Origin of the sequence: Streptomyces roseirectus, assembly GCF_014489635.1 — a bacterium.
Classification (GTDB): domain Bacteria; phylum Actinomycetota; class Actinomycetes; order Streptomycetales; family Streptomycetaceae; genus Streptomyces; species Streptomyces roseirectus.
This window is the reverse complement of record NZ_CP060828.1, coordinates 6,832,334-6,856,284: the sequence shown is the minus strand read 5'-3', so window position 1 is coordinate 6,856,284 and position 23,951 is coordinate 6,832,334. Positions and strand designations below refer to the sequence as shown.

Genomic DNA, 23,951 nt, shown 5'->3' with positions numbered 1-23,951 from the left:
AAAAGGAGGGCCCCCTTTTCGCAGGGGGCCCTCCTTTTTCGTCCCGCTTAGCTGAACGAGTCGCCGCAGGCGCAGGAGCCCGTCGCGTTGGGGTTGTCGATCGTGAAGCCCTGCTTCTCGATCGTGTCGACGAAGTCGATGGAGGCGCCGCCCAGGTACGGGGCGCTCATGCGGTCGGTGACGACCTTGACGCCGCCGAAGTCCTTGACCACGTCGCCGTCGAGCGAGCGCTCGTCGAAGAAGAGCTGGTAGCGCAGGCCGGAGCAGCCGCCGGGCTGGACGGCGACACGCAGGGCGAGGTCGTCCCGGCCTTCCTGGTCGAGCAGGGCCTTGACCTTGGCCGCGGCGGCGTCACTCAGGATGATGCCGTCGGTGGCGGTGCTGGTCTCGTCCGATACGGACATCTACATCTCTCCCGGGTTGTACGGAGACTGCTTGCCGACGGTTTCAACCGACGGGGCCCCGGATTCATTCCGGGTCTGGCGTTTCTCTCTTCATGCTCGCACATGGCTCCGGGCACGGAAACGCCCCAGTGGACGCCGTAGCGGGCCTCACAGGGATTCACGTCACATCGACGCTATGACCATCGTCAAAGTGACACTAATCGCGTTATGATAGATAACGTCAGATCGACGAAAAGTAGAAAGGGTGCGTGCCGTGACCACCGCCCAGACCACGGAGCTCGACGTACAGCCGACTCCGCTCGCCCTGTTGCTGCTCGGCCGTGAGGCCGACCCCCGGAGCGAGCGGGGCGTCGAGTGTCCCGGCGACCTGCCCTCGCCGTCCGACCCCGACCTGATCGAGCGGGCCCGCGCGGCCAAGGAACGGCTCGGCGAGAAGGTCTTCGTGCTCGGCCACCACTACCAGCGCGACGAGGTCATCCAGTTCGCCGACGTCACGGGCGACTCCTTCAAGCTGGCGCGGGACGCTGCCGCTCGGCCCGAGGCGGAGTACATCGTGTTCTGCGGTGTGCACTTCATGGCCGAGTCGGCGGACATTTTGACGTCCGACGAGCAGAAGGTCGTCCTGCCCGACCTCGCCGCCGGGTGCTCGATGGCCGACATGGCGACGGCCGAGCAGGTCGCCGAGTGCTGGGACGTGCTGGTCGAGGCCGGGGTCGCCGAGCAGGTCGTGCCCGTCTCGTACATGAACTCGTCCGCCGACATCAAGGCGTTCACCGGGCGGCACGGGGGGACGATCTGCACGTCGTCCAATGCGCAGCGGGCGCTGGAGTGGGCCTTTGAACAGGCCGAGAAGGTGCTCTTCCTTCCCGACCAGCACCTCGGGCGGAACACCGCCGTGCGGGATCTCGGGATGTCCCTCGACGACTGTGTCGTCTACAACCCGCACAAGCCGAACGGCGGGCTGACCGTCGAGCAGCTTCGGGACGCCAAGATGATCCTCTGGCGGGGGCACTGCTCCGTGCACGGGCGGTTCAGCCTGGAGTCCGTGGAGGACGTGCGGGCTCGGATACCCGGCGTGAATGTGCTGGTGCACCCTGAGTGCCGGCATGAAGTTGTCGCCGCCGCGGACTATGTCGGGTCGACGGAGTACATCATCAAGGCGCTTGAGGCCGCCCCGGCCGGGTCCAAGTGGGCCATCGGGACCGAGCTGAACCTTGTGCGGCGGTTGGCGAACCGGTTTGCCGCCGAGGGCAAGGAGATCGTGTTCCTCGACAAGACGGTGTGCTTCTGCTCGACCATGAACCGGATCGATCTGCCGCACCTCGTCTGGACGCTGGAATCCCTCGCCGACGGGAAGCTGATCAATCGGATCGAGGTCGACAAGGAGACCGAGAAGTTCGCGAAGTTGGCGTTGGAGCGGATGCTGGCGCTGCCGTAAAGGGTTATTCGGGGCCGGTACGCGGGGCGCTCTCTCGGTCGATATCGAGGGGGCGCCCTGTGGCGTTTCTTTGGCCAATGATTTCGGCTATTCCTCCGGGGCCAGGCGTACGCCTCGGCTCTTCGCGATCCGCAGGGTGTCCTCCAGCGCCGCCGCGAGCTGCGTTCCGGCGAACGTCAACTCCCTGCGGTGGGGAGGCCGGCCGCGGAAGAGGTCCTTGGCGTGGTCCAACACGTCACTCGCCGACTCCAGCAGTTCCGCCTCCACCCTGTCCGCGAGGCGGCTCATCCTGCTGTCCGGGTTGTCCGTGCTCAGGTAGCAGGGCTGGCCCGTGTCCGAGGTCCACGGCAGCAGGCGCATCGGACGTCCACTCGAATCTCGCACGTTCTTTTCTCTCTTTCCCTCACGGTGTCACCGTCTGTGCCACCATCATGGCTGTCCGGAACAAATCCCAACCGGGGTTTCCGGTCCCGCTGTTGGGAATGGGACACCGGTGAAAGAGAGGGGTCGAACAATGACGTTCACGCCGCAGGAGCTGAACCCTTTTCTGTCGGCTCGGCACTACTTCGGGGCGGAGTTGAGGAGGGATCGGGAGGGGGCCGGGATGTCGCTCGTGCAGCTCGCGGGCATCGTGGCGTCGAGCAAGAGCACGTTGGCGCGGGTGGAGACGGCGGAGTTGATGCCGCCGCCGGATCTGCCGCCGCACCTCGACGCGGCGTTTGGGACGGGGGACAAGTACTCCAACCTGTATGAGTTGGCGCGGCGCGAGGCTCATCCGGACCAGTACAAGAGGTTCATGGACTTCGAGGCGCGGGCGGAGGTGATCGAGACGTACGGACCGCAGGTGGTACCGGGGTTGTTGCAGACGCGGGAGTACGCGCACGCGCAGCTCAGCGTCCAGGATCGGCTGACCCCGGAACAGCTCGAACAGCGCGTCGACGCCCGTCTGTCGCGGCAGGATCGGCTGCGAGGCGCGAATCCCCCTTACTACTGGGCGATCATCGACGAGTCGGTCCTCAGGCGTCAGGTCGGTACCGACGAGTGCATGCGCAACCAACTGGCCCACCTGCTCAAACAGGTAGATACTCCGGACAGCAAGGTGCAGGTCTCGCCTTTCAGTTCGGGTCCGCACTCACTGATGGGCGGTAATCTGACCTTGCTGACCCTTCCCAAAGGCTCCGCCATGGCCTACGAAGAGGGCATCGAGATCGGCCGCCTCCACGAGGACCCGGATTCGGTGAACAACTGGCGTCGCCAGTACGAGGTGCTGCGCGCCAACTCCCTCTCGTTGGCTACTTCGGCGGCAGTGATCCGACAGGCGATGGAGGACTACTAGCAATGCGACACACCCCCGAGCTGAGCTCGGCCCGTTGGCGCCGAAGCAGCTACAGCAACACCAACGGGGGCGATTGCGTCGAGATCGCCGAGGACTTCACCGGAGTCGTCCCCATCCGCGACAGCAAGAACCCTCACGGCCCCGTACTCACTGTCCCAACCTCTGCCTGGGACACGTTCATCAGCTCCCTCAAGTCATAGGCCCCGCCACGACGGAGGACCCCATGCCGCCCAACACCCGCTGGCGCCGAAGCAGTTACAGCAACGCGAACGGAGGCGAATGCCTCGAAGTCGCCGACGGCTTCAGCCTCGTCCCCATCCGCGACAGCAAGAACCCCGGCGGCCCAGTCCTCACCGTCCCAGCGCCCGTCTGGGACGTGTTCATCAGGTCGCTGAAGAGGTGAACCCGCGACGGCCGGGGCCTAGCACATGCGGGCCCCGGCCGTTGTTGTGTGCCACCGGTCTCCGTCCTCAGGGAAAGGCGTGACATGGCTGCCATGGTCCATGAGCCGTTCACACACGAAGACGTCCTGCTGGAGGGTTTTCTCGCCCTGAACGTCCCGGAGGGTTTCCGGGCCGAGTTGATCGAGGGGGAGATCATTGTGACGCCGCCGCCGGACGGGGATCACGAGGACTACATCAGCTTGCTCGTGAGCCAAGTGATCCGGAAGTCCCGGGTCGACATGCAGTTCTCGGGGAACAAGGGGCTGAAACTGGAGAAGGGCGATGGCCGCCCCGAAGACCACGCGATCCCGGACGGCACTTTCGCCCCCACGAGCCTCCGCCTCTTCCGTGGCGCCGACTCCTGGATGCCCGGCGACGGCGTCGCCATGGTTCTGGAGGTGACCCCCTTCAAGCGCAGGCACGACCCCGAACTCGAACTCCGCGCCTACGCCCGTTCCGGCATCCCCCTCTACCTCCTCATCGACCGCGACGACGCCTCCGTCACCCTCTTCAGTGAGCCGGGGAAGGAGGACTACCGCCAGCACACCACCGTGCCGTTCGGTAAGTCCGTCCCCCTCCCCCACCCCTTCGGCTTCGATCTCGAAACCGCCGAATTCCTCTGAGCCGCCTACGGCCTCAGCGCACCGTCGAACTGGACCCAGCTCGACCAGCCGCCGCCCGGCGTCGTCTGGGACCGGTGCCAGACCTGGCCCGCGCTGTTGACGCCGAACAACTCGATACGACCGTCCGCATTGGTCTCAGCCGCCACCTGCGAGAGGCCGCCATCGAGCTGCACCCAACTCGACCAGGCGCCCCCAATGCTCACCTGAGACCGCGTCCACACCTGACCCGCACTGTTCGAACCGAAGATCTGCAAGCGACCGTCCGCGTTACGCGCCGCCGCGATCGAGTCCAACGCGCCATCGAACTGCACCCACGGCGACCAGGCACCACCCGGCGTCGTCTGCGACCGGTGCCAGACCTGGCCCGCGCTATTGACGCCGAACAACTCGATACGACCGTCCGCATTGGTCTCAGCCGCCACCTGCGAGAGGCCGCCGTCCAGCTGCACCCAACTCGACCAGGCGCCGCCAATGCTCACCTGAGACCGCGTCCAGATCTGACCCGCACTGTTCGAGCCGAAGATCTGCAACCGCCCGTCCGCGTTACGCGCCGCCGCGATCGACGAGAGCGCGCCGTCGAACTGGACCCACGGCGACCACGCGCCACCCGGCGTGGATTGGGCGCGGTGCCAGATCTGGCCCGCGCCGTTGACGCCGAAGACCTCGATGCGGCCGTCGGCGTTCGTCTCGGCGGCGATGGAGCGGAGGGCGCCGTCGAACTGGGTCCAGGCGGACCAGGTGCCGCTGCCGACGGCGGCCTGCGTGCGGTGCCAGATGTTGTCGGCGCTGTTGGTGCCGAACAGGGCGAGTCGGCCGTCGGCGTTTCTGGCGGAGCCGATGGAGGAGCCGTAGGGGGAGACGGCGGCGACGGTGCTGGCGGCGGGGGTGGGGGCCGCCGAGGCCGTGGTGGAGAGGCTGATGCCGGGTGCGGCGACCAGCATGGCCGCGATGGCGGCGGAGGCCACCAGGCGGGGGATACGACGTCGAAGGGTGCCCATGCGACTACCTGCTTTCTGGTCGGGAAAGAGGCTCGCGGGTCCAGGGCGTCGCCCGGCGGGGCCCACCGGGGTGCGGGATCGCACCATCGGGGAACGCGCTTGCCGTCAGAGCCATGTGCGCCCGGTCCGCGTGGTGCGGGACTGTCGGCAAAGAGCGTGGCATGTCCGGCGGTGGGTGGTGAGACTTGTTCCGGCCAGCCCCGGACGTCATTTCCCGGGGTTCGCCGGGTCGATGCTGAAGAGGGAGCCGTCGGGGGTGGGGACGACGAGGGCGCCCCGGTGGAGGAGGAGCGTGGGGATGGTGGTGACGGTGCCGCTCACGCGGGCCGCGCGCGGGTAGGACTCCCAGAGGGCGGTGCCGGTCTGCGCGTCGAGCGCCGCGATCCGGCCGCTGGCGGTCGTGACGAACAGGCTGCGCAGGGTGTCGGCGACCGGCGCGCTGGGCTGTTCGAGGGTGGTCGCGGTCTGCCACAGGCGGGCCCCGGTGCGGGGCGAGACCGCCGTCACCCGGCCGCTGGACTCGGCGGCGCACAGGACGCCGTGGACCAGGACGGGCCAGCCCTGTAGGGGCTCGCTGAGCGGGGTGGTGCGGGCGGTGTCCGCCGTGGGGTCGATCAGGACGGTCTTGGTGTAGGCGCCGTCGTCCTCCCCCTCCTGGGCGGCGTACAGGAGGCTGCCGTCCAGGTCGCCCGCGTAGGCGGCGTGCACCGGGGGCGCGGAATTCAGGCGCCGGGTCGTGCCGTCGGTCGCGGAGACGGCGAACAGGACGCGGTCCGCGCCGGACGCCGTGTGGTAGTTGACGCAGTCCGCGTACAGGGCGTCGCCCGCCTCGCGGTAGTCGCAGCGGTAACCGGCGAGCGGCGTCGCCGTCCACAGCTTCGTGCCGTCGCGCGGGGAGCGGGCGGTCGTGGCCGTGCCGTCGCCCATGAGGACGGTTTCCCCGAGGAGGACCGCGTCCACGTACCGCTCGTCCACCGGGCGGGTCCACAGGCGCCGGCCGTCCGTCACGGCGTACGCGGTGACCCTGGACGAGGTGTCGTTCGCCGCCGCGTTCGTGATGGTCTCGACGAGGAGCAGCGCGTCGTCCCGCACGCCGAGGGCCTTGGCTCCGTAGCGGTCCACGGAGGTGCCCTCGGGGAGGGAGCGGGCGCGCCACAGGGTGCGGCCCGTCGTCGCGTCGACCTTCGCCGGCAGCACGCCGACGCCCACGCAGTAGACCGCGCCGCCGCCCTCCACACACGACGGCTGCGGGTCGGGACCCCGGCTGCTCCCCCGCTCCGGCGCCTCCCGCACACCGGCCTCCGCCGCCGCGAACAGCGTCGTCTGCCACGCCCGCCAGCCCTTCGGGAGAGCGGCCCAGCGGGTGGCGGTGGGCCCGGCGGACGGTTCCGTCCCGACCGTGCCCTTCGTGTTCAGGGAGCCGACGAGGTAGACGGTCAGGGCAACGGCCAGAACGCCCGCGACACCGGCCAGCAGGGGCATCCGACGGCGCCGCCGTGCGGGGGTGCGCGGGGCGGGGGTGTAGGACCCGGCGGGGGTGATCGAGTCGGGCGCGGCCTGAAACGCCCCGAGACCCGACCCTGGGGGCGGCTCGGGGGCGGCGAGTGAAGGGGCGGCCGGTGAGGGGGCGGCCTGCGAAGAGACGGCCGATGAAGAGGCGGTCGGCGAGGGGGCGACCGGTGAGGAGGCGGCCTGCGAAGAGACGGCCGATGAAGAGGCGACCGGTGAGGAGGCGGCCGGTGAAGGGGCGGCCTGCGAAGAGACGGCCGATGAAGAGGCGGCCGGCGAAGAGACGGCCGATGAAGAGGCGGTCGGCGAGGGGGCGACCGGTGAGGAGGCGGCCTGCGAAGAGACGGCCGATGAAGAGGCGACCGGTGAGGAGGCGACCGGTGAAGGGGCGGCCTGCGAAGAGACGGCCGGTGAGGGGGCGGCCGGTGAGGGGGCGGCCGGTGAGGGGGCGACTGTCGGCAGCTCGCCCGGCCGAGGCTCGTCCGTGCGTGACCCGCCCGGCGAGGACCCGGCCTCTGGCGACCCGGCCGGCGGAAGTCCCGCAGCCGACGAACCCGCCGACGAAAAACCGCCTACCTGCGACCCGCCCGGCGAGAACCCCGCCCCCAACGGCCCGGCCTGCGGGAGTCCCGCCCCCGACGGCCCGGCCTGCGAGAACCCCGCCCCCGACGAACCCGCCGGCGACAAACCGGCTGCCTGCGGCCCAGCCGGCGAGAACCCGGCGGCCGACGGCCCGCCCGGCGAGAACCCGCCCGCCTGCGGCCCGGCCGACGCAACGTCGGCCGCCAGCGGCCCGCCCGGCGCGGGGGCGGTCGTCGGCAGTTCGCCAGCGGCGCTCTCCCCCGGCACCACCGCAGCACCCGGCGCCACCACAGCCCCCGGACCCGCCACAGACCCCGGCGCCACCACAGACCCCGGACCTGCCACAGCCCCCGGCAGTACCGTCCGCACCGGATCCGGTACCCGGCGGGACACCGTTTCCGGTTCGTCCCACTCCCCCGGTGACAGGGCCTCCGCGAAGAAGGGGGCGAGTTCGGTGAGGGCGGGGCGGGTGGTGGGGTCCTTGGTGAGGCAGCGGGCGAGGATGGGGTGGAGGGGGGCGGGGACGGCTGTGAGGGTTGGTTCTTCCGTGAGGACCTTGTACGCGGAGATGTAGGGGCTGTCGGCGTCGAAGGGGCCTCGGCCGGTCGCGGCGTAAGTCAGGAGCGCGGCGAGGGAGAAGACGTCCGACGCGGGGCCGACCGTGCGCGCGTCCGTCAGTTGCTCGGGGGACATGAAGGGCGGGGTGCCCATCATGTGGCCGGTCTCGGTGAGCTGCTGGTTCCCGGCGGCGCGGGATATGCCGAAGTCGATGACGCGGGGGCCGTCGTCGGCCATGAGCACGTTCGCCGGTTTGAGGTCGCGGTGGACGACGCCCGCGCGGTGAATGTCCCGCAGCGCCTCGACCAGCCCGAGGGCGAGGCGGCGCAGTTCGGTGCCGGTGAGGGGGCCGTCGTCGCGGACGCGGGCCGCGAGGGAGCGGCCGGGTACGTACTGGGTCGCCATCCAGGGCCGCTCGGCGTCGGGGTCGGCGTCGACGACGGGCGCCGTGAACGCGCCGCTCACCCGCCGCGCGGCGGCGATCTCCTGCCGGAACCGGGCCCGGAACACGGCGTCGGCGGCGTACTGGTCGTGCACGACCTTGACGGCGACCTCCCGCCCGGACCGGGACCGGGCGCGGTACACGACCCCCATCCCGCCCGCCCCGAGCCGGTCGACGATCCGGTACTCACCCAGTACCTCTGGATCGCCCTCACGCAGTGCCAACGCCCCGATCCCCTCCCCCGCAGAGCTGTTCCGGATCACAGGATAGGGACACCCTGTGCGGGAGGGGACATCGGGAGCGCCGGTGCCCGGTCTGTCAGACCCCGGCCGGTTCCGGTTCCTCGGCGTTGACCTGCGGGGTCTCGCCCCGCTTGGCCGCCTTCTTCGCCGCCCGGCGCTCCTTGCGGAGCTCCAGCATCGCGTACAGCGTCGGGACCAACAGCAGCGTGAGCAGCGTCGAGGTGATCAGCCCGCCGATCACGACGACCGCCAGCGGCTGCGAGATGAAGCCGCCCTCGCCGGTGACCCCGAGGGCCATCGGCAGCAGCGCGAAGATGGTCGCGAGGGCCGTCATGAGGATGGGGCGCAGACGGTGCCGGCCGCCTTCGACGACCGCTTCGACGACGCCGTATCCCTGTTCGCGGTACTGGTTGATGAGGTCGATCAGCACGATCGCGTTGGTGACCACGATGCCGATGAGCATCAGCATGCCGATCATCGCCGGGACGCCCATCGGGGTGCCGGTGATCAGCAGGAGGCCGATCGCGCCGGTGGCCGCGAAGGGGATCGACACCAGGAGGATCAGTGGCTGAGCCAATGACCGGAACGTCGCCACGAGCAGCATGAAGACGATCGCGATCGCCGCCAGCATCGCCAGACCGAGGTTCTTGAACGCGCTGTCCTGGTCGGACGTCACGCCCCCGATCTCGGCCCGCGCGCCCTCCGGCAGCTTCAGGGCGTCGATCTTGGACTGGAGGGCGGTGCTGACCGCGCCCGTGTTGTCGCCCGTCGGCTTCGCGGTGACCGTCGCCGCGCGCTGCCCGTCGATGCGGGTCATGGAGACCGGCCCGTCGACGACCTTGACCGTGGCCACGTCGCCCAGCTTCACCGCCCCCAGCGACAGCGCCCGCAGTTCGGCGAGCGTGCGCGCCGGCTTCGCGGAGGTGATGACGACGTCGCGCTCGGTGTCGTCGAGGACCGCCTTCGCGGCGTTCGTGCCGCGCACCGCCTGGGCGACGGCGAGACCCAGCGACTGGTCGTCGAAACCGGCGGCGGCGGCCTTGGCGTTGGCCTTGACCGAGATGCGCGGGACGCTCTGGGAGAGGTCGCTGCTGACGTCGGTGACGTCGTCGAGGGAGGCGACGGCCTTGCGGACCTCCTCGGAGGCCGTGCGCAGGGTGTCCCCGTCGGCCGCCTTGACGACGACGCTGAGGTCCTGCGCGCCGAAGCCGTCCCCGGCGGACACGGTCGTCGTCCCGGCGCTGTCGCCGAGCTTCTTCAGCCCGTCCTCGACGCGCTTCTGGACGTCGTCGTAGGACGCGGAGTCCTCCAGCATGACCTGGTAGGACGCCTGGTTGCTGTCGGTCGCGCCGCCGAACGCCGCGAGGAACCCGGAGGAGCCGATGGTGACCTGGTAGTCCTTGACGCCCTCGGTACGGGCCAGCAGCGCCTCCACCTTCTTCGCCTCGGCGTCGGTCGCCGCGAGGCTCGTGCCCGGCTTCAGCTCCTGCTTGACCGTCAGGACCTGCTGCTCGCCCTGGTCGAAGAAGTTCGTCTTGAGCAGCGGCGCCATCCCGAACGTGCCGAGCAGGACGACGACGGCGATGGCCACGCTCGTCAGCCGCCGCCTGGTCGCGAACCGCAGGACGGGCACGTACGCCCGCTGGAGCCGGCTCCTCTCCTCCTTCTCCTCGGCGATCCGGCGCGCCTCGGCCGCGTCCTCGGGGGTGCCCTTGGGGGCGCGCAGGAACCAGTACGACAGCACCGGCACGACCGTCAGCGACACGAGCAGCGACGCCAGCAGGGCCGCCGTCACCGTCAGGCTGAAGGAGCCGAAGAGGGCGCCGACCATGCCGCCGACCAGGCCGATCGGCAGGAACACGGCGACGGTCGTCAGCGTGGACGACGTCACCGCGCCCGCGACCTCGCGCACGGCCGTGAGGATCGCCGTCTGCCGCTCCTCGCCGTAGCCGAGGTGCCGTTTGATGTTCTCCAGGACGACGATGGAGTCGTCGACGACGCGGCCGATGGCGATGGTCAGCGCGCCCAGCGTCAGCATGTTGAGGGAGAGGTCGCGCGACCACAGGACGAGCAGCGCGAGCACCACGGACAGCGGGATCGACACCGCCGTCACCAGCGTCGAGCGGATCGACGCGAGGAAGACCAGGATGATCAGGACCGCGAAGAGCAGGCCGAGCGCGCCTTCGGTGGTGAGGCCCTTGATGGACTTGGAGACGGCCGGACCCTGGTCGCTGACGACGGTGATCTCCGCGCCGGCACCCAGGTCCTTGCGGAGTTCGGGGAGTTTGTCCTCGACCGCGTTCGAGATCGTCACCGCGCTGCCGTCGTGGGCCATCGTCACCGAGACGGCGAGGCTGGGCTTGCCGTCGGTGCGGGTGATCGAGTCGGCCGGGGCCTCCTCCTCGCGGACGGTGGCGACATCGCCGACCTTGACGGACTTGCCGGGGATGCGGAGGTCCGCGATCTGCCGGACGGACGTGTAGCCGCCGCCGATCTGGACCGTGCGGTTCGCGCCGCCCTCGTCGAAGGAGCCGCCGGGCAGGGTGACGCCGCCCGCCTGGAGGGCCTGGGCGAGGGTCTGGGTGGTCAGGCCGGCGGCGGCGAGCTTCGCGTCGTCCGGGGTGACCGTGACGCGCAGGGCGCGCACGCCGGTGACGGCGACCTGGCCGACGCCGTCGATGTCGCGCAGCGCCGGGACGACCGTCGAGTCGAGCTGGTCGGCCAGCGCCTGCTGGTCGCGGCCCGAGGTGACGGCGAGGACGACCGTCGGGATGTCGTCCGTGGACCCCGCGACGACCTGCGGGTCGACGGCGTCCGGCAGCGTGGCGCGGGCGCGGTTCACGGCCTGCTGGACGTCGGCGACGATGCGCTTGGTGTCGTTGCCGTAGTCGAAGGACGCCATGATGACGGCGCTGCCCTCGCTCGCGGTGGAGGTGACGCCGGTGAGGCCGTCGACGCCTTCGAGGTTGCTCTCGATGGGCTCGACGACCTGCTTCTCGACGACGTCGGGAGAGGCGCCCTGGTACGGCGCGATCACCGACACCATGGGCAGTTCGATGGTGGGCAGGAGCTGCTGTTTGAGCTGGGGTATCGCGATCAGCCCGAAGACGAGGGCGACCAGTGAGACCAGCCCGATCAGGGCACGCTGGGCGAGGCTGAATCTGGACAGCCGGGACATGGGCGGGAGTTCTCTCTTCTGTGAGCGGCAGAAGTGGGCTCCTCCACCCTGGTTCATGGCCGCCCGGGGTTTTGTAGCCCCGAGGTCCCGTTCCTTATCCCGCGCCTACTCCGCCCGCAGTACAGCGCGCGGACGTCACTCCACCCTCGGGCGTACCAGCCCCGACTCGTAGGCGATGACGACGAGTTGGGCCCGGTCGCGGGCGCCCAGCTTGGCCATGGCCCGGTTGACGTGCGTCTTCACGGTCAGCGGGCTGACTTCAAGACGTTCGGCGATCTCGTCGTTCGAGTGGCCCCCGGCGACCTGGACCAGGACCTCGCGCTCGCGCACGGTCAGCGCCTCCAGGCGGGCGGCGCGCACCGGGTCGCCGTCCTCGTCGCCGTCGCCCTGCGCGAGGAACCGTGCGATCAGGCCCTTCGTCGCCGCCGGGGAGAGCAGGGCCTCGCCGCCCGCCGCGACGCGGATCGCGCTCAGCAGTTCCTCCGGCTCGCTGCCCTTGCCGAGGAACCCGGAGGCGCCCGCCCGCAGCGACTGCACGACGTAGTCGTCCACCTCGAACGTCGTCAGGATGACGACCCGCACGTGCGCGAGCGACGGGTCCGCGCTGATCATCCGCGTCGCGGCGAGACCGTCGGTGCCGGGCATGCGGATGTCCATCAGGACGACGTCGGCGCGGGTCTCCTTCGCCAGGCGCACGGCCTCCGCGCCGTCCGACGCCTCGCCCACGACCTCCATGTCCGGCTCCGAGTCCACCAGCACCCGGAACGCGCTGCGCAACAGCGCCTGGTCGTCGGCGAGCAGGACTCGGATCGGTGTCATAGGGGGGTCTCCGCCTTGCTGGTCGTCTTGACCGGCAGGATCGCATGGACGCGGAAGCCGCCGCCGTAGCGGGGGCCGGTGGTGAGGGTGCCCCGCAGGGCGCTGACGCGCTCGCGCATGCCGAGCAGCCCGTGCCCGCCGCCGCCCGACTCACCCGGCGGCGCGTCGGAGAGGGTGCCGTCGTCGAGGACGGTGATCTCGACGTTCGGGCCGACCCGTACGACGCTGACCTCGGCCTTCGCCTCCGGGCCCGCGTGCTTGCGGACGTTCGTCAGGGCTTCCTGGATGACGCGGTACGCGGCGAGGTCGACGGCCGCCGGGAGGGTCGTGCCCTGGTCGGCGCGGGCGACCTCGACCTTCAGGCCGGCGTTGCGGAAGGTGTCGGCGAGTTCGTCGAGGCGGCCCAGGCCCGGGGCCGGTTCCGTGGGGGCCTCCGGGTCGCCGGACTGCCTCAGCAGGCCGACGGTCGCGCGGAGTTCGTTCAACGCCGAGCGGCTTGCCTCGCGGACGTGCGCGAGGGCTTCCTTGGCCTGGTCGGGGCGCTTGTCCATGACGTGCGCGGCGACGCCGGCCTGTACGTTCACCAGGGCGATGTGGTGGGCGACGACGTCGTGCAGGTCCCTGGCGATCCGCAGGCGCTCCTCCGCGACCCGCCTGCGCGCCTCCTCCTCCCTCGTGCGTTCCGCCCGCTCCGCGCGGTCCCTGATCGCCTGGACCACCGCACGCCTGCTGCGCACCGCGTCGCCCGCCGTCGCGCCGATGCCGGTCCACGCGAACACGGCCAGGTTCTCCTGCGCGTACCAGGGAAGGGGGCCGGCCAGCATCGCGGCGCCCGTCAGGACCGTGACCGTCAGGACGCCCAGGCGCAAGGTCGTCGAGCGGTCCGTGGTCGCGGCGACCGTGAACAGGGCGATCACGGCCGACATCACGACCGGGGCGCGGGGGTCGCCGGCCGTCAGGCACTCCGTCAAGGAGAGCGCGGAGGTGACTGCGAGGACCCTGATCGGGGCCCGGCGCCTGAAGATCAGCGCGATCGCGCCGAGCGTCATGAGGACCAGGCTCAGGGGGTCGGGGGTGCGGATGCTCCAGCTGACGCCGCGCTCCCCGTGGGGGTCGACGAAGCTGCCGGCGAGCATGCACACGAGGACGCCCGCTGCGAGGGCGGTGTCCAGGGCGGAGGGGTGCGCTTTGAGTTCGCAGCGGGCTCGGTCGAGTGTGCTCACGTTGTCAAAATACGGCGGGGGGTGTGGGGGGTGGTACTTGCTCGGTGCCGGGTGCGGGTTCGTCGTGGTTGCTCGCGCCCCTGAAAGCGGCGGCCCGGCCTGCGTCGTGAGGCTTAGGTCCCGACAACTCCCGTGTTACAGCCGCAGCCCGATCCCCGCCGCCCCGAACTGCTGTCAACATCGCGTCATGACTCACTCCTGGCCCTCCCATCTCGATGTCGGTGCTGTGCGGTTCGCCCGGCCCACCGCTCATTACGACGACGTGCTCGTGTTCTATCGGGATGTGCTCGGGCTGCCTGTGCTGGCCGAGTGGCGGGGGCACAGTGGGTATGACGGGGTGGTGTTCGGGTTGCCCGGGGCGCCCGTGAACATGGAGTTGTTGCAGTACGCGCGGGCGCCCCGGATTCCGGAGGCGCATCCGGAGAATCAGCTCGTGCTGTATCTGCGGGGGCCCGAGGCGGTCGCTGGAGTTGTCGCGCGGCTCAGCGAGCACGGGCATCAGCCCGTGGCGCCGGCCAATCCCTACTGGGATCAGCACGGGGCCGTGCTGTTCGAGGATCCGGACGGATGGCTGGTGGTGCTCGCGCCGTGGGTGTTCGGGGAGGAGCGGCCGCCCGGGAGCCGGTGAGGTCAGCCGGGGATGAGGCCGTCGTCGTTGAGCATGGCGCGGACCTCGTCGAGGGTGGCGTCGGGGGCGGGAAGGATCAGTTCTGAGGGTTCCAGGGCGTCGTCCGGGAGGGGGGTGCCCAGGTGACGGACCGCGTCCAGGAGGGCGGTGAGGGTGCGGCGGAAGGCGGGCTCGTCGCCGGATTGGAGTTCGGCGAGGAGTTCGTCGTCCAGTTTGTTCAGGGCGGTGAGGTGGCTTTCCGCCAGGCTCACTTGGCCCTCCCCCATGATCCGGATGATCATGTCGCCCTCCTTGGCGAGGCCCGCTACTGCTTGTCGAAGCGGGGGGTGTCCTGGGACTGCTGTTGCTGGGGCTGGGGCTGGCCGGTGCCGCCTTCGATGGCCTGCTGGGAGGCGGACGGGCCCCCGGCCAGCTCGGCCTTCATGCGCTGAAGCTCCAGCTCGACGTCCGTACCGCCGGAGAGCCGGTCCAGCTCGCTCTGGATGTCGTCCTTCGCGAGGCCCGTGGGGTCGTCGAGGGCGCCGGAGGCGAGGAGTTCGTCGAGGGCGCCCGCGCGGGCCTGGAGCTGGGCGGTCTTGTCCTCGGCACGCTGGATCGCGAGGCCGACGTCCCCCATCTCCTCGGAGATGCCGGAGAACGCCTCGCCGATGCGGGTCTGGGCCTGGGCGGCGGTGTACGTCGCCTTGATGGTCTCCTTCTTCGTGCGGAACGCGTCGACCTTGGCCTGGAGGCGCTGCGCCGCGAGCGTCAGCTTCTCCTCCTCGCCCTGGAGCGTGGAGTGCTGGGTCTCCAGGTCGGTCACCTGCTGCTGGAGCGCCGCGCGGCGGGACAGCGCCTCGCGGGCGAGGTCTTCACGGCCGAGCGCGAGGGCCTTGCGGCCCTGGTCCTCCAGCTTGGACGACTGGGACTGCAACTGGTTCAGCTGGAGTTCGAGGCGCTTGCGGGACGTGGCGACGTCGGCCACACCCCGGCGGACCTTCTGCAGCAGCTCCAGCTGCTTCTGATACGAGTAATCAAGGGTCTCGCGCGGGTCCTCGGCCCGGTCAAGGGCCTTGTTCGCCTTCGCGCGGAAGATCATCCCCATACGCTTCATGACACCGCTCATGGGCTTCGCGCGCCCCCTTCTGACGGACTCCAGCTCACGATCTGCGACAGAACCCACAGTACGGGCCCTGTCTCCATTGACGCACTGTTCCGGGACGGATGCGCTCCTCCCCAAGGACGACTGCGCCCGCCCCCGATCCGGCGTAAGGAGTAGGTGCACCCCTTGGTTACAGGACGAGTGGTGTTGCCGGATCGTTCCCCGCTCGGCTGGGGTCCATGCGCCCGGACCGCTTACCCTTGGGTTTTGTGTTCCGTAGCCGTGCCACCAAGGACGAGAAGGCCGCCGCCGCCGAGGCGCCGCCGGCCGACTCCACGCAGCCCCGAGACCCGCAGGCCCCCAAGGGCCGGCCCACGCCGAAGCGCAGTGAGGCCCGCTCCCAGCGCCGCAGTGTCTCCAACACGCCGATGACGCGGAAGGAGGCGGCCAAGCGCCAGCGCGAGGAGCGCAGGCGCCAGCTGGACAAGCAGCGCGAAGCGCTGGCCGGGGGCGACGAGCGCTACCTGCCCGCCCGCGACCAGGGCAAGGTCCGCAAGTTCACGCGTGACTTCGTCGACTCCCGGCTGAACGTCGCGGAGACGTTCCTGCCGATGGCCGTCGTCATCCTCGTGATGAGCATCGTCCGCGTCGCCGAGCTCCAGACGCTGTCGCTGCTGCTGTGGCTGGTCCTGATCGTGCTGATCGTGCTCGACTCGATCCTCATCAGCTTCCGGCTGCGCAAGCAGCTCGTGGCCCGCTTCCCGGAGGAGCGCCACAAGGGCGCCGTCGCGTACGCGCTCATGCGCTCCCTCCAGGTCCGTCGGCTCCGCCTGCCGAAGCCGCAGGTCAAGCGGGGTGCGAAGCTCTGAGCGCGACGCCGTCGTTCTCCGGGGACGCGGCCGAGGCCTGGCTCGACCGGCTGGGCGGGCTGCGGGATGTCGTACGACAGGAACTGGTGGCACGCCAGCTCGACGAGCAGATAGCCGGGCGGTACTCCGTCGGACGGCGGCTGCGGGTGCTGGACGTCGGGATGGGCCAGGGCACGCAGGCGCTGCGGCTGGCCCGGCTCGGTCACGAGGTGACCGGTCTCGAACAGAGCCCGCTGATGCTGGCGACCGCCCGTGAGGTGCTGGCGCGCGAGCCCGAGGGGATCCGCGAGCGGGTGCGGATCATAGAGGGCGACGGCCGGGAGACCGGCGTGCACTTCCTGCCGGGCAGCTTCGACATCGTGCTCTGTCACGGTGTGCTGATGTACGTGCCCGATCCGGACGCGCTCCTCGCCGGGCTCGGGCGGATGCTGGCGCCCGGCGGGATGGTGTCGCTGCTCGTGCGCAACGGTGACGCGCTCGCGATGCGGCCCGGGTTGTCGGGGGACTGGGCGACCGCGCAGGCCGCGTTCGACACGGTCGACTACACGAACCGGCTCGGGCTCGACGTCCGTGCGGACCGGCTGGCCACGCTGACCGACGCGCTCGCGGGGATCGGGGCGCCGCTTCAAGCCTGGTACGGGGTGCGGGTGTTCACGGACGCGGCGCCTGATGACGCGGTCGTGCCGGAGGATCTTGGGCCGTTGCTGGCAGCCGAGGAGCGGGCCGGGCGGACGGATCCCTATCGGGGGGTCGCCGCGTTGTTGCACCTGTGCGGGGTGCGGGGCTGAGGTTTTTCGGGGTGCCGCCCGGTGAGGGTTTCACCGGGCGGCGTGCCGGGGTCGGTCAGTCTGCCGGGTGCAGGCTCATCGGGCCGTAGATCTCCGTGGTGTCCTCGAACAGGCGGACCTGGTCGGCGCCGCCGTCCGCAAGTGCCTGCCACTGTTCGCCGATCCAGGATTCGGCATCCCCCTGCGTGGTGAACTCCTCCGGTTCCACCGCGGGCTGGACCTCCGTCCCGTCGGCCTTCTCGAACCGCCACGTCCATGCCGCCATGTACGCCTCCTGGGTCTGATCTTGGTCCGGTGGCCCAGAGTATGCGGTTCGGGGTGTGGGGCGTAGGGGGTTGTCGTTCGACTTTCCCGCCGTGGGGTTGGTCGCGCCCACGCGGCGGAGCCGCACATCAGATACAGCCCCGCGCCCCTGAAATGCACTGCCCTGCGGGCAGTGGCATTTCATGGCGCGCGTCCTCGCCCCCTTCGGGTGAAAATCTTCCCGTGGAATTGACTCTCCTCGGTACCGGTGGCCCCGCTGGGCTTCCTCGGCCCGATTGCCCCTGTGCCGTCTGTGCGCTCTCCCTCGGGGGCGGGGCGCGGGCTGCCACCGCTGTGCTCGTGGACGGGGCGTTGTTGCTCGATCTGACGCCCGGGGCCGCGCTCGCCGCCGCTCGGGCGGGGCATTCGCTCGCGGGGGTGCGGCAGGTGTTGTTGTCGCATCCGCATGACGGGCCGGCGGTCGAGGTGCCGTTGGGGCTGCCGCGGCCGGGGCGGGTGCCGGACGGGCGGGAGTTGGCGTTGTTGACGGGGCATCGGGTGCGGGCCGTGGCGATGGACTCGGGGGGCACGGGGTACGCGGTGAGCGGGCCGGACGGGCAGCGGGTGCTGTATCTGCCGCCGGGCGCGGCTCCGGCGGGGCTCGGGGAGGGCGGCGAGCGGTACGACCTGGTCCTGCTGGACGTCGTCGGGCGGCCGGACGCGCTCGCGCGGCTGCGGGCGGTGGGCGCGGTCGGGGCGACGACCGATGTCGTCGCCGTCCATCTGGATCACGACGTGCCGCCGGGGGCCGAGCTGCGGCGCCGGCTCGCGGCGGCGGGCGCGCGGGCCGTGGCGGACGGGACGACGCTGACGGTCGGCGTCTACGAGGACGTCCCCGACGTGCCCCGGCGCACGCTCGTGCTCGGCGGGGCGCGGTCGGGGAAGTCGGTGGAGGCGGAGCGGCGGCTGGAGGCGTTCCCGGACGTCCTGTACGTCGCGACGGGCGGTACGCGGGGCGGGGACACCGAGTGGGCGGCGCGAGTGTCGGCGCACCGGGTGCGGCGGCCGGGGTCGTGGCGGACGGCCGAGACCTGCGACCTGGTTCCGCTCCTTGCGGCGGACGGGCCCCCGCTCCTCGTCGACTGCCTGTCCCTGTGGCTCACCGACGCGATGGACTCCGTCGGGGCCTGGGACGACGCGGTGTGGGCGGACGGCGGTGAGAAGGCCCTGCGGGAGCGGGTCGCGGACCTCGTGGCGGCGCTGCGCGGGACCCGGCGGACCGTGGTCGTCGTCTCCAACGAGGTGGGGTCGGGGATCGTGCCCGCGACGGCGTCGGGGCGGCGGTACCGGGACGAGCTGGGGCGGCTGAACGCGGCGGTGGGCGCGGAGTGCGAGCAGGTGGTGCTGGTGGTGGCGGGGCAGGCGGTGGTGTTGCGGGGGTGAGGGGGCTTCGCCGGGGCGGGTGCCGGTCGGGGCTCAGGCGGGGCGTTTTCTCGCGATGACCCGGTAGGCGTTCGAGAAGCGGGTGCGGCGCAGGAGGGGGGACAGGGTGTGGTCCAGGGCCGCCGCGAGGGCTGTGAGGGGGGTGGTGAGGCGGCGGGCGCGTGGGGGGACGTGGCGGGTCAGGAGGAGGGCCGTGGCTGCCGCCAGGTCGTACGGGACGTGGGCCGCGCGGCGGTCCGTCGTCACGATCTCGCAGCCCTGGGCCTCCAGTTCGGTGCGGAGGTTGTCCAGGGGGATGAGGTGGAGGTGGTGGGAACGGCCGTACGGGAGCCACCACTTGCCGAGGAGGGGGGCGAACGCGCAGGCGGGGTCGGGGAGTTCGAGGAGGAGGTGGCCGCCTGGACGCAACGCCCTGAGGGCGGCGGTGAGTTCGGCGCGGGGGTCGGGGGCGTGGGCGAGGTGGTGCAGGACGCTGACGACGTCGTAGCGGGCGTCCAGGGCCGGGGTGAGGGCGCGGTGGGCCTCCTCGACGCGCCCTTCGGCTCGCGCGCGGTCGACGCGGGGGGTGGGGTCGACGCCGTCGAAGGACGTGTAGGCGAAGAGGTCCTTCGCGGCTTCGGGGAAGCGGGCGTGGCCGGTGCCGACGTCGAGCCAGCTCTCGGGTTCGGGGAAGGCGGTCATCGCGCGGGCGGTGGCTCTGAGGCGGCGTCCGGTGGTGCGGGCGGCGAGGACGCGGGTCAGGAGGCCGTCGTCGATGTCCCGTCGGTGCGGGGCCGGTCGGCCGGGGTTTCGGAAGGTGTGGGCGCAGTCCTGGCACTCGTCGACGGCGGGCGTGCCGGGGCGGCGGGTGCGGAGGTGTCGCGATCCGCACCAGGGGCAGTCCGTGCGGCGCGGTTCCTGGAGGTCCTGCATCGGGGCTCCCGGTTGAGTCGTGACATTCCTCGCGAAACGGAACGTATGGGATCGCGATCTCGCCCGCAACGACGCCGCACCCGCGAGCTGGTGATGTGGCGCGGAAAGTGTTCGAGCGGGGCCGGTACTGTTCGGCGAATGAGCTCGCTTAATCTCGACGACTTCACCGATCTGATCGAGCGCCCCGACGGCGGGGTGCGGCGCGACGCGGAGGCGCGTCGGGAGCGTCAGGTCGTGCCGCCCGGCGCGCTGGGGCGCCTCGACGATCTCGGTGAGTGGCTGGCGGCGGCGCAGGGTTCGGTGCCGGTACGGCCGGTCGACAAGCCGCGTGTCGTCCTCTTCGCCGGGGACCACGGGGTCGCGGAGCTGGGTGTCTCCGCGCGGCCCGCCGGGAGCGCCGCCGAGCTGGTGCGGGCGGTGCTGGAGGGCGGCCGTCCCGTCTCCGTCCTCGCCCGGCGCGCCGGGGTGCCCGTGCGCGTCGTGGACATGTCCCTCGACTGCGAGCCGGACGCCTTCCCCGCCGACGTCGTCCGCCACCGGGTGCGGCGCGGCAGCGGGCGGATCGACATCGAGGACGCGCTGACGCTCGACGAGGCGGAGGCGGCGTTCCGGGCGGGGGTCGCCGTCGCGGACGAGGAGGCGGACTCCGGGACCGACCTCGTGGTGCTGGGTGATGTGAGCGTCGGCGGGACGACGGCCGCCGGGGTGCTGATCGCGGCGCTGTGCGGAACCGACGCGTCGGTGGTGACCGGGCGGGGCGGGGTCGCCATCGACGACCTCGCGTGGATGCGCAAGTGCGCGGCGATCCGGGACGCGCTGCGGCGGGCCCGGCCCGTGCTGGGCGATCAGTTGCAGTTGCTGGCGACGGTCGGGGGCGCGGATCTCGCCGCCATGACCGGGTTCCTGCTCCAGTGCGCCGTGCGGAAGCTGCCGGTCGTGCTTGACGGGGTGGTGGCCGCGGCGTGCGCGCTCGTGGGGCAGCGGGTGGCGTTCCGGGCGCCCGACTGGTGGCTCGCGGCGCATCGGAGCGGGGAGCCGGGGCAGGTCAAGGCGCTGGACCGGATGGCTCTGGAGCCGCTGCTTGAGCAGGGCGTGCAGGTCGGCGAGGGTGCCGGGGGCGTGCTGGCGTTGCCGTTGGTGCGGGCCGCGGCGGCGTTGGCGGCGGAGCTGCCGGAGAAGGAGGCCGAGGTGGAGGTGGCCGAGAAGGACGCCGAGGAGGCTGCTGAGGAGGCTGCTGAGGAGTAAAGGGCTCGGCGCGGGCCGGGGAGTTGCGGTCGGCCGATCCGGACAAAAGGCGACATAGCATCCCGTCGCATGGGAAGCGTTCGGGTTGCTGTCGTCGTCTGGTATCTGCGGGTGGTCGCGTTCGTCAATGTCCTCAGCGGGGTGTGGGTTTCGCTGGGGCAGGGCGTGCGGCGGCACAATCAGGCGGATTTCTTCACGCCCTATCTGCTGACCGCCGGTTTCTCGTCCGGGGTTTTCGCCGCGTTTCTCGCCGTGATGATGAGACGGCGGAAAAGAGCCGCGTGGATTCTGAATCTCGGGCTCAGCGGGGCTTTTCTCGTGTTGTTCGGGGTGGCGTTGCTGCTGCCGGAGATCCGGCGGTATCCGCAGAACTGGGTCTCTTTCGGGGTGACCGCCGCCTTCGTGGGGGCGCTGGTCGCGGGGCGGCGTGAGTTCTACGCGAAGGGGGACCGGGCGAACCCCAGGCTGGCGGCGCTGGTCGGCGGGGGCGGGCTGCTGGGGGCGTCGTTGCTGGCCGGGGCCCTGGTGAGCCTCACCGACCAGGGGACGTCGGGGTTCCTCCAGCGGTGGTGGTACGGGACGCTGCGGCTCGTCTCCGTGTCCGAGGAGGGCGCCGGGGCGGGGGCCGCCGGGGTCGCGCCGCCGGTGTGGGTGGACGTCGCCGTCAACGGGATGAGTACGGCCCTGGTGCTCGCCGTGCTGTATGCGGCGTTCCGTTCCCGGCGGACCGTCGACCCGTTGTCCCCGGAGGACGAGGAAAGGCTCCGGGAACTGCTCGAACGACACGGTGAGCGGGATTCCCTCGGGTATTTCTCGCTGCGCCGGGAGAAAAGCGTGGTGTGGTCGCCGACGCGGAAAGCGGCCGTCGCCTATCGGGTCGTCGGCGGGGTGTGTCTCGCGTCCGGGGATCCGCTCGGGGATCCCGAGGCGTGGCCGGGGGCGATCGAGCCGTGGCTCGCGCGGGCGCGGGCGCACGGGTGGGTTCCGGCGGTCATGGGGGCGAGCGAGGAGGCGGGCACCGTCTACCGGCGGCACGGGCTCGACGCGCTGGAACTCGGCGACGAGGCGATCGTGGAGGTGGCCGAGTTCACGCTGGAGGGCAGGGCGATGCGGACGGTCCGGCAGGCGTACAACCGGGTGCGGCGGGCGGGGTACTCCGTGCGGGTCCGGCGGCACGGGGAGATCTCCGCCGACGAGATGGCCGGGCTCCTCAGGCGGGCCGAGGCGTGGCGGGACGGGGCCACCGAGCGAGGGTTCAGCATGGCGCTCGGGCGGCTGGGGGACCCCGCGGACGGGCGGTGCGTGGTCGTCGAGTGCGCCGACGCGGACGGTGTGCCGCGGGCCCTGCTGTCCTTCGTGCCCTGGGGTCCTTCCGGGCTCTCCCTCGACCTCATGCGGCGGGACCGCGACAGCGACAACGGGCTCATGGAGTTCATGGTCATCGAACTCCTGCGGCGCGGGCGGGAGATCGGGATCACGCAGGTCTCGCTCAACTTCGCGATGTTCCGGTCCGTCTTCGAACGCGGGGCCCGGCTCGGGGCCGGTCCCGTGCTGCGGCTGTGGCGGTCGCTGCTCAGCTTCTTCTCACGGTGGTGGCAGATCGAGTCCCTTTACCGCGCCAACGCGAAGTACCGGCCCGTCTGGGAGCCCCGGTTCCTGCTGTTCGAGAAGACCGCGGACCTGCCCCGGATCGGCTTGGCGTCGGCCCGCGCGGAGGGGTTCCTGGAGACACCGGGGTGGTCGTTCGGGGGGCGGTCGTGAACGTCGTCGGTCGGTGGGTGCGCGGGGAGTGGGGAGCGCTCTGGCTCGCTGTGCGGCGGGGGTGGGCGGTGCCGGTGATGACCGTCGCGGCCGTCTGTACGACCTCGGTGCTTCAGGCCGTCCAGAACCTCGACTGGGGGTATCAGGTCGTCCAGGATCTCGGTGCCGTCCGCGCGGCCGATCCGCTGCCGCTCGCGCTCGCCCGGACGCCGCTGTCGCTCTTCGTCCCCGCGCTCGATCTGCCGGTCTGGGGTGCGCTGGCCCAGATTCTGCTGGTGTTCGGGGTCGCGGAGTTGTGCCTGGGGTGGGCGCGGACCCTCGCGGTCGCGTACGCGGCGACGCTCGCGGGGACGTTGTACGCGCGCGTCGGCGTCGCCCTGGGTCCCGACGTGCCGGTCCTCGGGCTCCCCGCCTCGGACGCGCACACCGTCGACACCGGGCCGTCCGCCGCCGTCGTGGGGCTCGCGGTGTACCTCGCCTGGCGGTACCGGGCGTACGCGACGGGAGCGGTGGTCGTGCTGGCGATGCTGGTCGAGGTCGCGATCAAGCCGAACCTGGCGGGCAAGGAGCACGTCGCCGCGATCGTCGCCGTCGCGGGGGTGGCGGGGGTCGGGGAGTGGCGGAGACGGCGGGCTGAGGGCCGACGTCGGGACGACGGGGCCGGGCGCCGGGACGACAGGGCCGGGCGCCGGGACGACAGGGCCGGGCGCCGGGGCTCGGGGGACGGGCGTCCGTCACGCGACCCGGACGGCGCCGCCGCCCCGGACGACACCACCGGCTCCCCCGCCGGACGCGCCGGCAGCCGGCCCGAGCCGGTCCCCGGCCACTTCGACGACCGCTTCCGGTCGGTACCGGGCCGTTCCGACGGCGGGGCGCACCGGCCGTCGGCCGACTGAACGGCGCCAGGCCACGGGGGCGTGGACGCGGTGCGAGGAGAACGGTCACGCTGCCGGTGCCCGCTCCGGTGAAGGGCGACCGACGCGGACCAGCCCGCCCGACCCCCTCGTCAGACGGGGCCCGCCCTTCGGCCGTTCCGGCGGCGGGCCGGACGAGCGCGTCGCCTCAGCCGGCCCCGGCAGAGCCGACTCGGCTTTCAGCCGGCGTGCTCCGCCCGGACACCGTGCCCACCGACCCGGTCTCCGCCGGCCCAATCTCCGCCAACCCGACCCCCGGCCGCCCCGTCTCC

Annotated in this window: 22 protein-coding genes and 2 pseudogenes; 12 read left to right on the top strand and 12 right to left on the bottom strand. The window is 71.6% G+C overall.

Features of this window, described 5'->3' with window-relative positions:
* Positions 1 to 47: 47 nt before the first annotated feature.
* Positions 48 to 404: an iron-sulfur cluster assembly accessory protein gene (locus tag IAG44_RS29400; RefSeq protein ID WP_030951236.1), complete on the bottom strand. Its 357-nt coding sequence runs from the start codon at positions 402 to 404 to the stop codon at positions 48 to 50.
* A gap of 253 nt (positions 405 to 657) precedes the next feature.
* Here IAG44_RS29400 and nadA point away from each other — a divergent pair, with 253 nt between their 5' ends.
* Positions 658 to 1,842 carry a quinolinate synthase NadA gene (gene nadA, locus IAG44_RS29395; RefSeq protein ID WP_187750090.1) on the top strand — a complete coding sequence of 395 codons (1,185 nt, stop codon included), beginning with the start codon at positions 658 to 660 and terminating at the stop codon, positions 1,840 to 1,842.
* 87 nt (positions 1,843 to 1,929) lie between these two features.
* Here nadA and IAG44_RS29390 read toward each other — a convergent pair whose 3' ends face one another.
* Positions 1,930 to 2,202: a hypothetical protein gene (locus IAG44_RS29390; RefSeq protein ID WP_187750089.1), complete on the bottom strand. Its 273-nt coding sequence runs from the start codon at positions 2,200 to 2,202 to the stop codon at positions 1,930 to 1,932.
* Positions 2,203 to 2,356: 154 nt separating this feature from the next.
* Between IAG44_RS29390 and IAG44_RS29385 the strand changes: the two genes are divergently transcribed.
* From IAG44_RS29385 to IAG44_RS29370, 4 genes are all read left to right on the top strand, one after another.
* Positions 2,357 to 3,178, top strand: coding sequence for a helix-turn-helix domain-containing protein (locus IAG44_RS29385; RefSeq protein ID WP_187750088.1), 822 nt, complete (start codon positions 2,357 to 2,359; stop codon positions 3,176 to 3,178).
* A gap of 2 nt (positions 3,179 to 3,180) precedes the next feature.
* Entirely contained in the window at positions 3,181 to 3,378 is a 198-nt protein-coding gene (locus tag IAG44_RS29380; RefSeq protein ID WP_187750087.1) for a DUF397 domain-containing protein, read from the top strand.
* 23 nt (positions 3,379 to 3,401) lie between these two features.
* Complete coding sequence (locus IAG44_RS29375; protein ID WP_187750086.1) at positions 3,402 to 3,581, top strand: DUF397 domain-containing protein; 180 nt, start codon at positions 3,402 to 3,404, stop codon at positions 3,579 to 3,581.
* Positions 3,582 to 3,665: 84 nt separating this feature from the next.
* Positions 3,666 to 4,244 carry a Uma2 family endonuclease gene (locus IAG44_RS29370; protein ID WP_246562168.1) on the top strand — a complete coding sequence of 193 codons (579 nt, stop codon included), beginning with the start codon at positions 3,666 to 3,668 and terminating at the stop codon, positions 4,242 to 4,244.
* A 5-nt stretch (positions 4,245 to 4,249) separates the two neighbouring features.
* On the opposite strand, the gene IAG44_RS29365 is transcribed toward IAG44_RS29370, so the two are convergent.
* From IAG44_RS29365 to IAG44_RS29345, 6 genes and pseudogenes are all read right to left on the bottom strand, one after another.
* Positions 4,250 to 5,242: a PLL family lectin gene (locus IAG44_RS29365; protein ID WP_187750085.1), complete on the bottom strand. Its 993-nt coding sequence runs from the start codon at positions 5,240 to 5,242 to the stop codon at positions 4,250 to 4,252.
* A gap of 207 nt (positions 5,243 to 5,449) precedes the next feature.
* Positions 5,450 to 7,621: an outer membrane protein assembly factor BamB family protein gene (locus tag IAG44_RS44585; protein ID WP_343075772.1), complete on the bottom strand. Its 2,172-nt coding sequence runs from the start codon at positions 7,619 to 7,621 to the stop codon at positions 5,450 to 5,452.
* 93 nt (positions 7,622 to 7,714) lie between these two features.
* Positions 7,715 to 8,557: pseudogene (locus IAG44_RS43800) on the bottom strand (serine/threonine-protein kinase); the annotation flags it as partial.
* 94 nt (positions 8,558 to 8,651) lie between these two features.
* Positions 8,652 to 11,753 (bottom strand): efflux RND transporter permease subunit, encoded by a 3,102-nt coding sequence (locus IAG44_RS29355; protein WP_187750083.1) that lies wholly within the window; start codon positions 11,751 to 11,753, stop codon positions 8,652 to 8,654.
* A 135-nt stretch (positions 11,754 to 11,888) separates the two neighbouring features.
* Positions 11,889 to 12,572 carry a response regulator gene (locus IAG44_RS29350; RefSeq protein WP_187750082.1) on the bottom strand — a complete coding sequence of 228 codons (684 nt, stop codon included), beginning with the start codon at positions 12,570 to 12,572 and terminating at the stop codon, positions 11,889 to 11,891.
* Positions 12,569 to 13,795 carry a sensor histidine kinase gene (locus IAG44_RS29345; protein WP_187750081.1) on the bottom strand — a complete coding sequence of 409 codons (1,227 nt, stop codon included), beginning with the start codon at positions 13,793 to 13,795 and terminating at the stop codon, positions 12,569 to 12,571. The genes IAG44_RS29350 and IAG44_RS29345 overlap by 4 nt, the downstream gene beginning before the upstream one ends.
* 187 nt (positions 13,796 to 13,982) lie before the next feature.
* On the opposite strand from IAG44_RS29345, the gene IAG44_RS29340 reads away from it, so the two are divergent.
* The gene (locus IAG44_RS29340; RefSeq protein ID WP_187750080.1) at positions 13,983 to 14,423 is read left to right on the top strand and encodes a VOC family protein; all 441 of its coding nucleotides are present in this window, start codon (positions 13,983 to 13,985) and stop codon (positions 14,421 to 14,423) included.
* A gap of 2 nt (positions 14,424 to 14,425) precedes the next feature.
* On the opposite strand, the gene pspAA is transcribed toward IAG44_RS29340, so the two are convergent.
* On the bottom strand, positions 14,426 to 14,704 hold the full coding sequence (gene pspAA, locus IAG44_RS29335) for a PspA-associated protein PspAA (RefSeq protein WP_187750079.1): 279 nt from the start codon (positions 14,702 to 14,704) through the stop codon (positions 14,426 to 14,428).
* 23 nt (positions 14,705 to 14,727) lie between these two features.
* On the bottom strand, positions 14,728 to 15,528 hold the full coding sequence (locus tag IAG44_RS29330) for a PspA/IM30 family protein (protein WP_187750078.1): 801 nt from the start codon (positions 15,526 to 15,528) through the stop codon (positions 14,728 to 14,730).
* Between the two features lie 215 nt (positions 15,529 to 15,743).
* Here IAG44_RS29330 and IAG44_RS29325 point away from each other — a divergent pair, with 215 nt between their 5' ends.
* Positions 15,744 to 16,373 carry a DUF3043 domain-containing protein gene (locus IAG44_RS29325; RefSeq protein WP_187750077.1) on the top strand — a complete coding sequence of 210 codons (630 nt, stop codon included), beginning with the start codon at positions 15,744 to 15,746 and terminating at the stop codon, positions 16,371 to 16,373.
* Between the two features lie 86 nt (positions 16,374 to 16,459).
* A complete protein-coding gene (locus IAG44_RS29320; protein WP_187750076.1) occupies positions 16,460 to 17,161 on the top strand; it encodes a class I SAM-dependent methyltransferase in 702 nt (233 codons plus the stop codon).
* Positions 17,162 to 17,216: 55 nt separating this feature from the next.
* Here IAG44_RS29320 and IAG44_RS29315 read toward each other — a convergent pair whose 3' ends face one another.
* On the bottom strand, positions 17,217 to 17,426 hold the full coding sequence (locus IAG44_RS29315; protein WP_187750075.1) for a hypothetical protein: 210 nt from the start codon (positions 17,424 to 17,426) through the stop codon (positions 17,217 to 17,219).
* 221 nt (positions 17,427 to 17,647) lie between these two features.
* Here IAG44_RS29315 and IAG44_RS29310 point away from each other — a divergent pair, with 221 nt between their 5' ends.
* A complete protein-coding gene (locus tag IAG44_RS29310) occupies positions 17,648 to 18,847 on the top strand; it encodes a bifunctional adenosylcobinamide kinase/adenosylcobinamide-phosphate guanylyltransferase (RefSeq protein WP_187750074.1) in 1,200 nt (399 codons plus the stop codon).
* A gap of 33 nt (positions 18,848 to 18,880) precedes the next feature.
* Here IAG44_RS29310 and IAG44_RS29305 read toward each other — a convergent pair whose 3' ends face one another.
* On the bottom strand, positions 18,881 to 19,759 hold the full coding sequence (locus IAG44_RS29305; protein ID WP_187750073.1) for a class I SAM-dependent methyltransferase: 879 nt from the start codon (positions 19,757 to 19,759) through the stop codon (positions 18,881 to 18,883).
* A 138-nt stretch (positions 19,760 to 19,897) separates the two neighbouring features.
* Here IAG44_RS29305 and cobT point away from each other — a divergent pair, with 138 nt between their 5' ends.
* The 3 genes and pseudogenes from cobT to IAG44_RS29290 form a co-directional block, all read left to right on the top strand.
* Positions 19,898 to 21,004: a nicotinate-nucleotide--dimethylbenzimidazole phosphoribosyltransferase gene (gene cobT, locus IAG44_RS29300; protein WP_187750072.1), complete on the top strand. Its 1,107-nt coding sequence runs from the start codon at positions 19,898 to 19,900 to the stop codon at positions 21,002 to 21,004.
* Between the two features lie 69 nt (positions 21,005 to 21,073).
* On the top strand, positions 21,074 to 22,765 hold the full coding sequence (locus tag IAG44_RS29295) for a phosphatidylglycerol lysyltransferase domain-containing protein (RefSeq protein ID WP_187750071.1): 1,692 nt from the start codon (positions 21,074 to 21,076) through the stop codon (positions 22,763 to 22,765).
* Positions 22,762 to 23,433: pseudogene (locus IAG44_RS29290) on the top strand (hypothetical protein); the annotation flags it as partial. The gene IAG44_RS29295 and the pseudogene IAG44_RS29290, both read left to right, overlap by 4 nt.
* Positions 23,434 to 23,951: the final 518 nt, after the last annotated feature.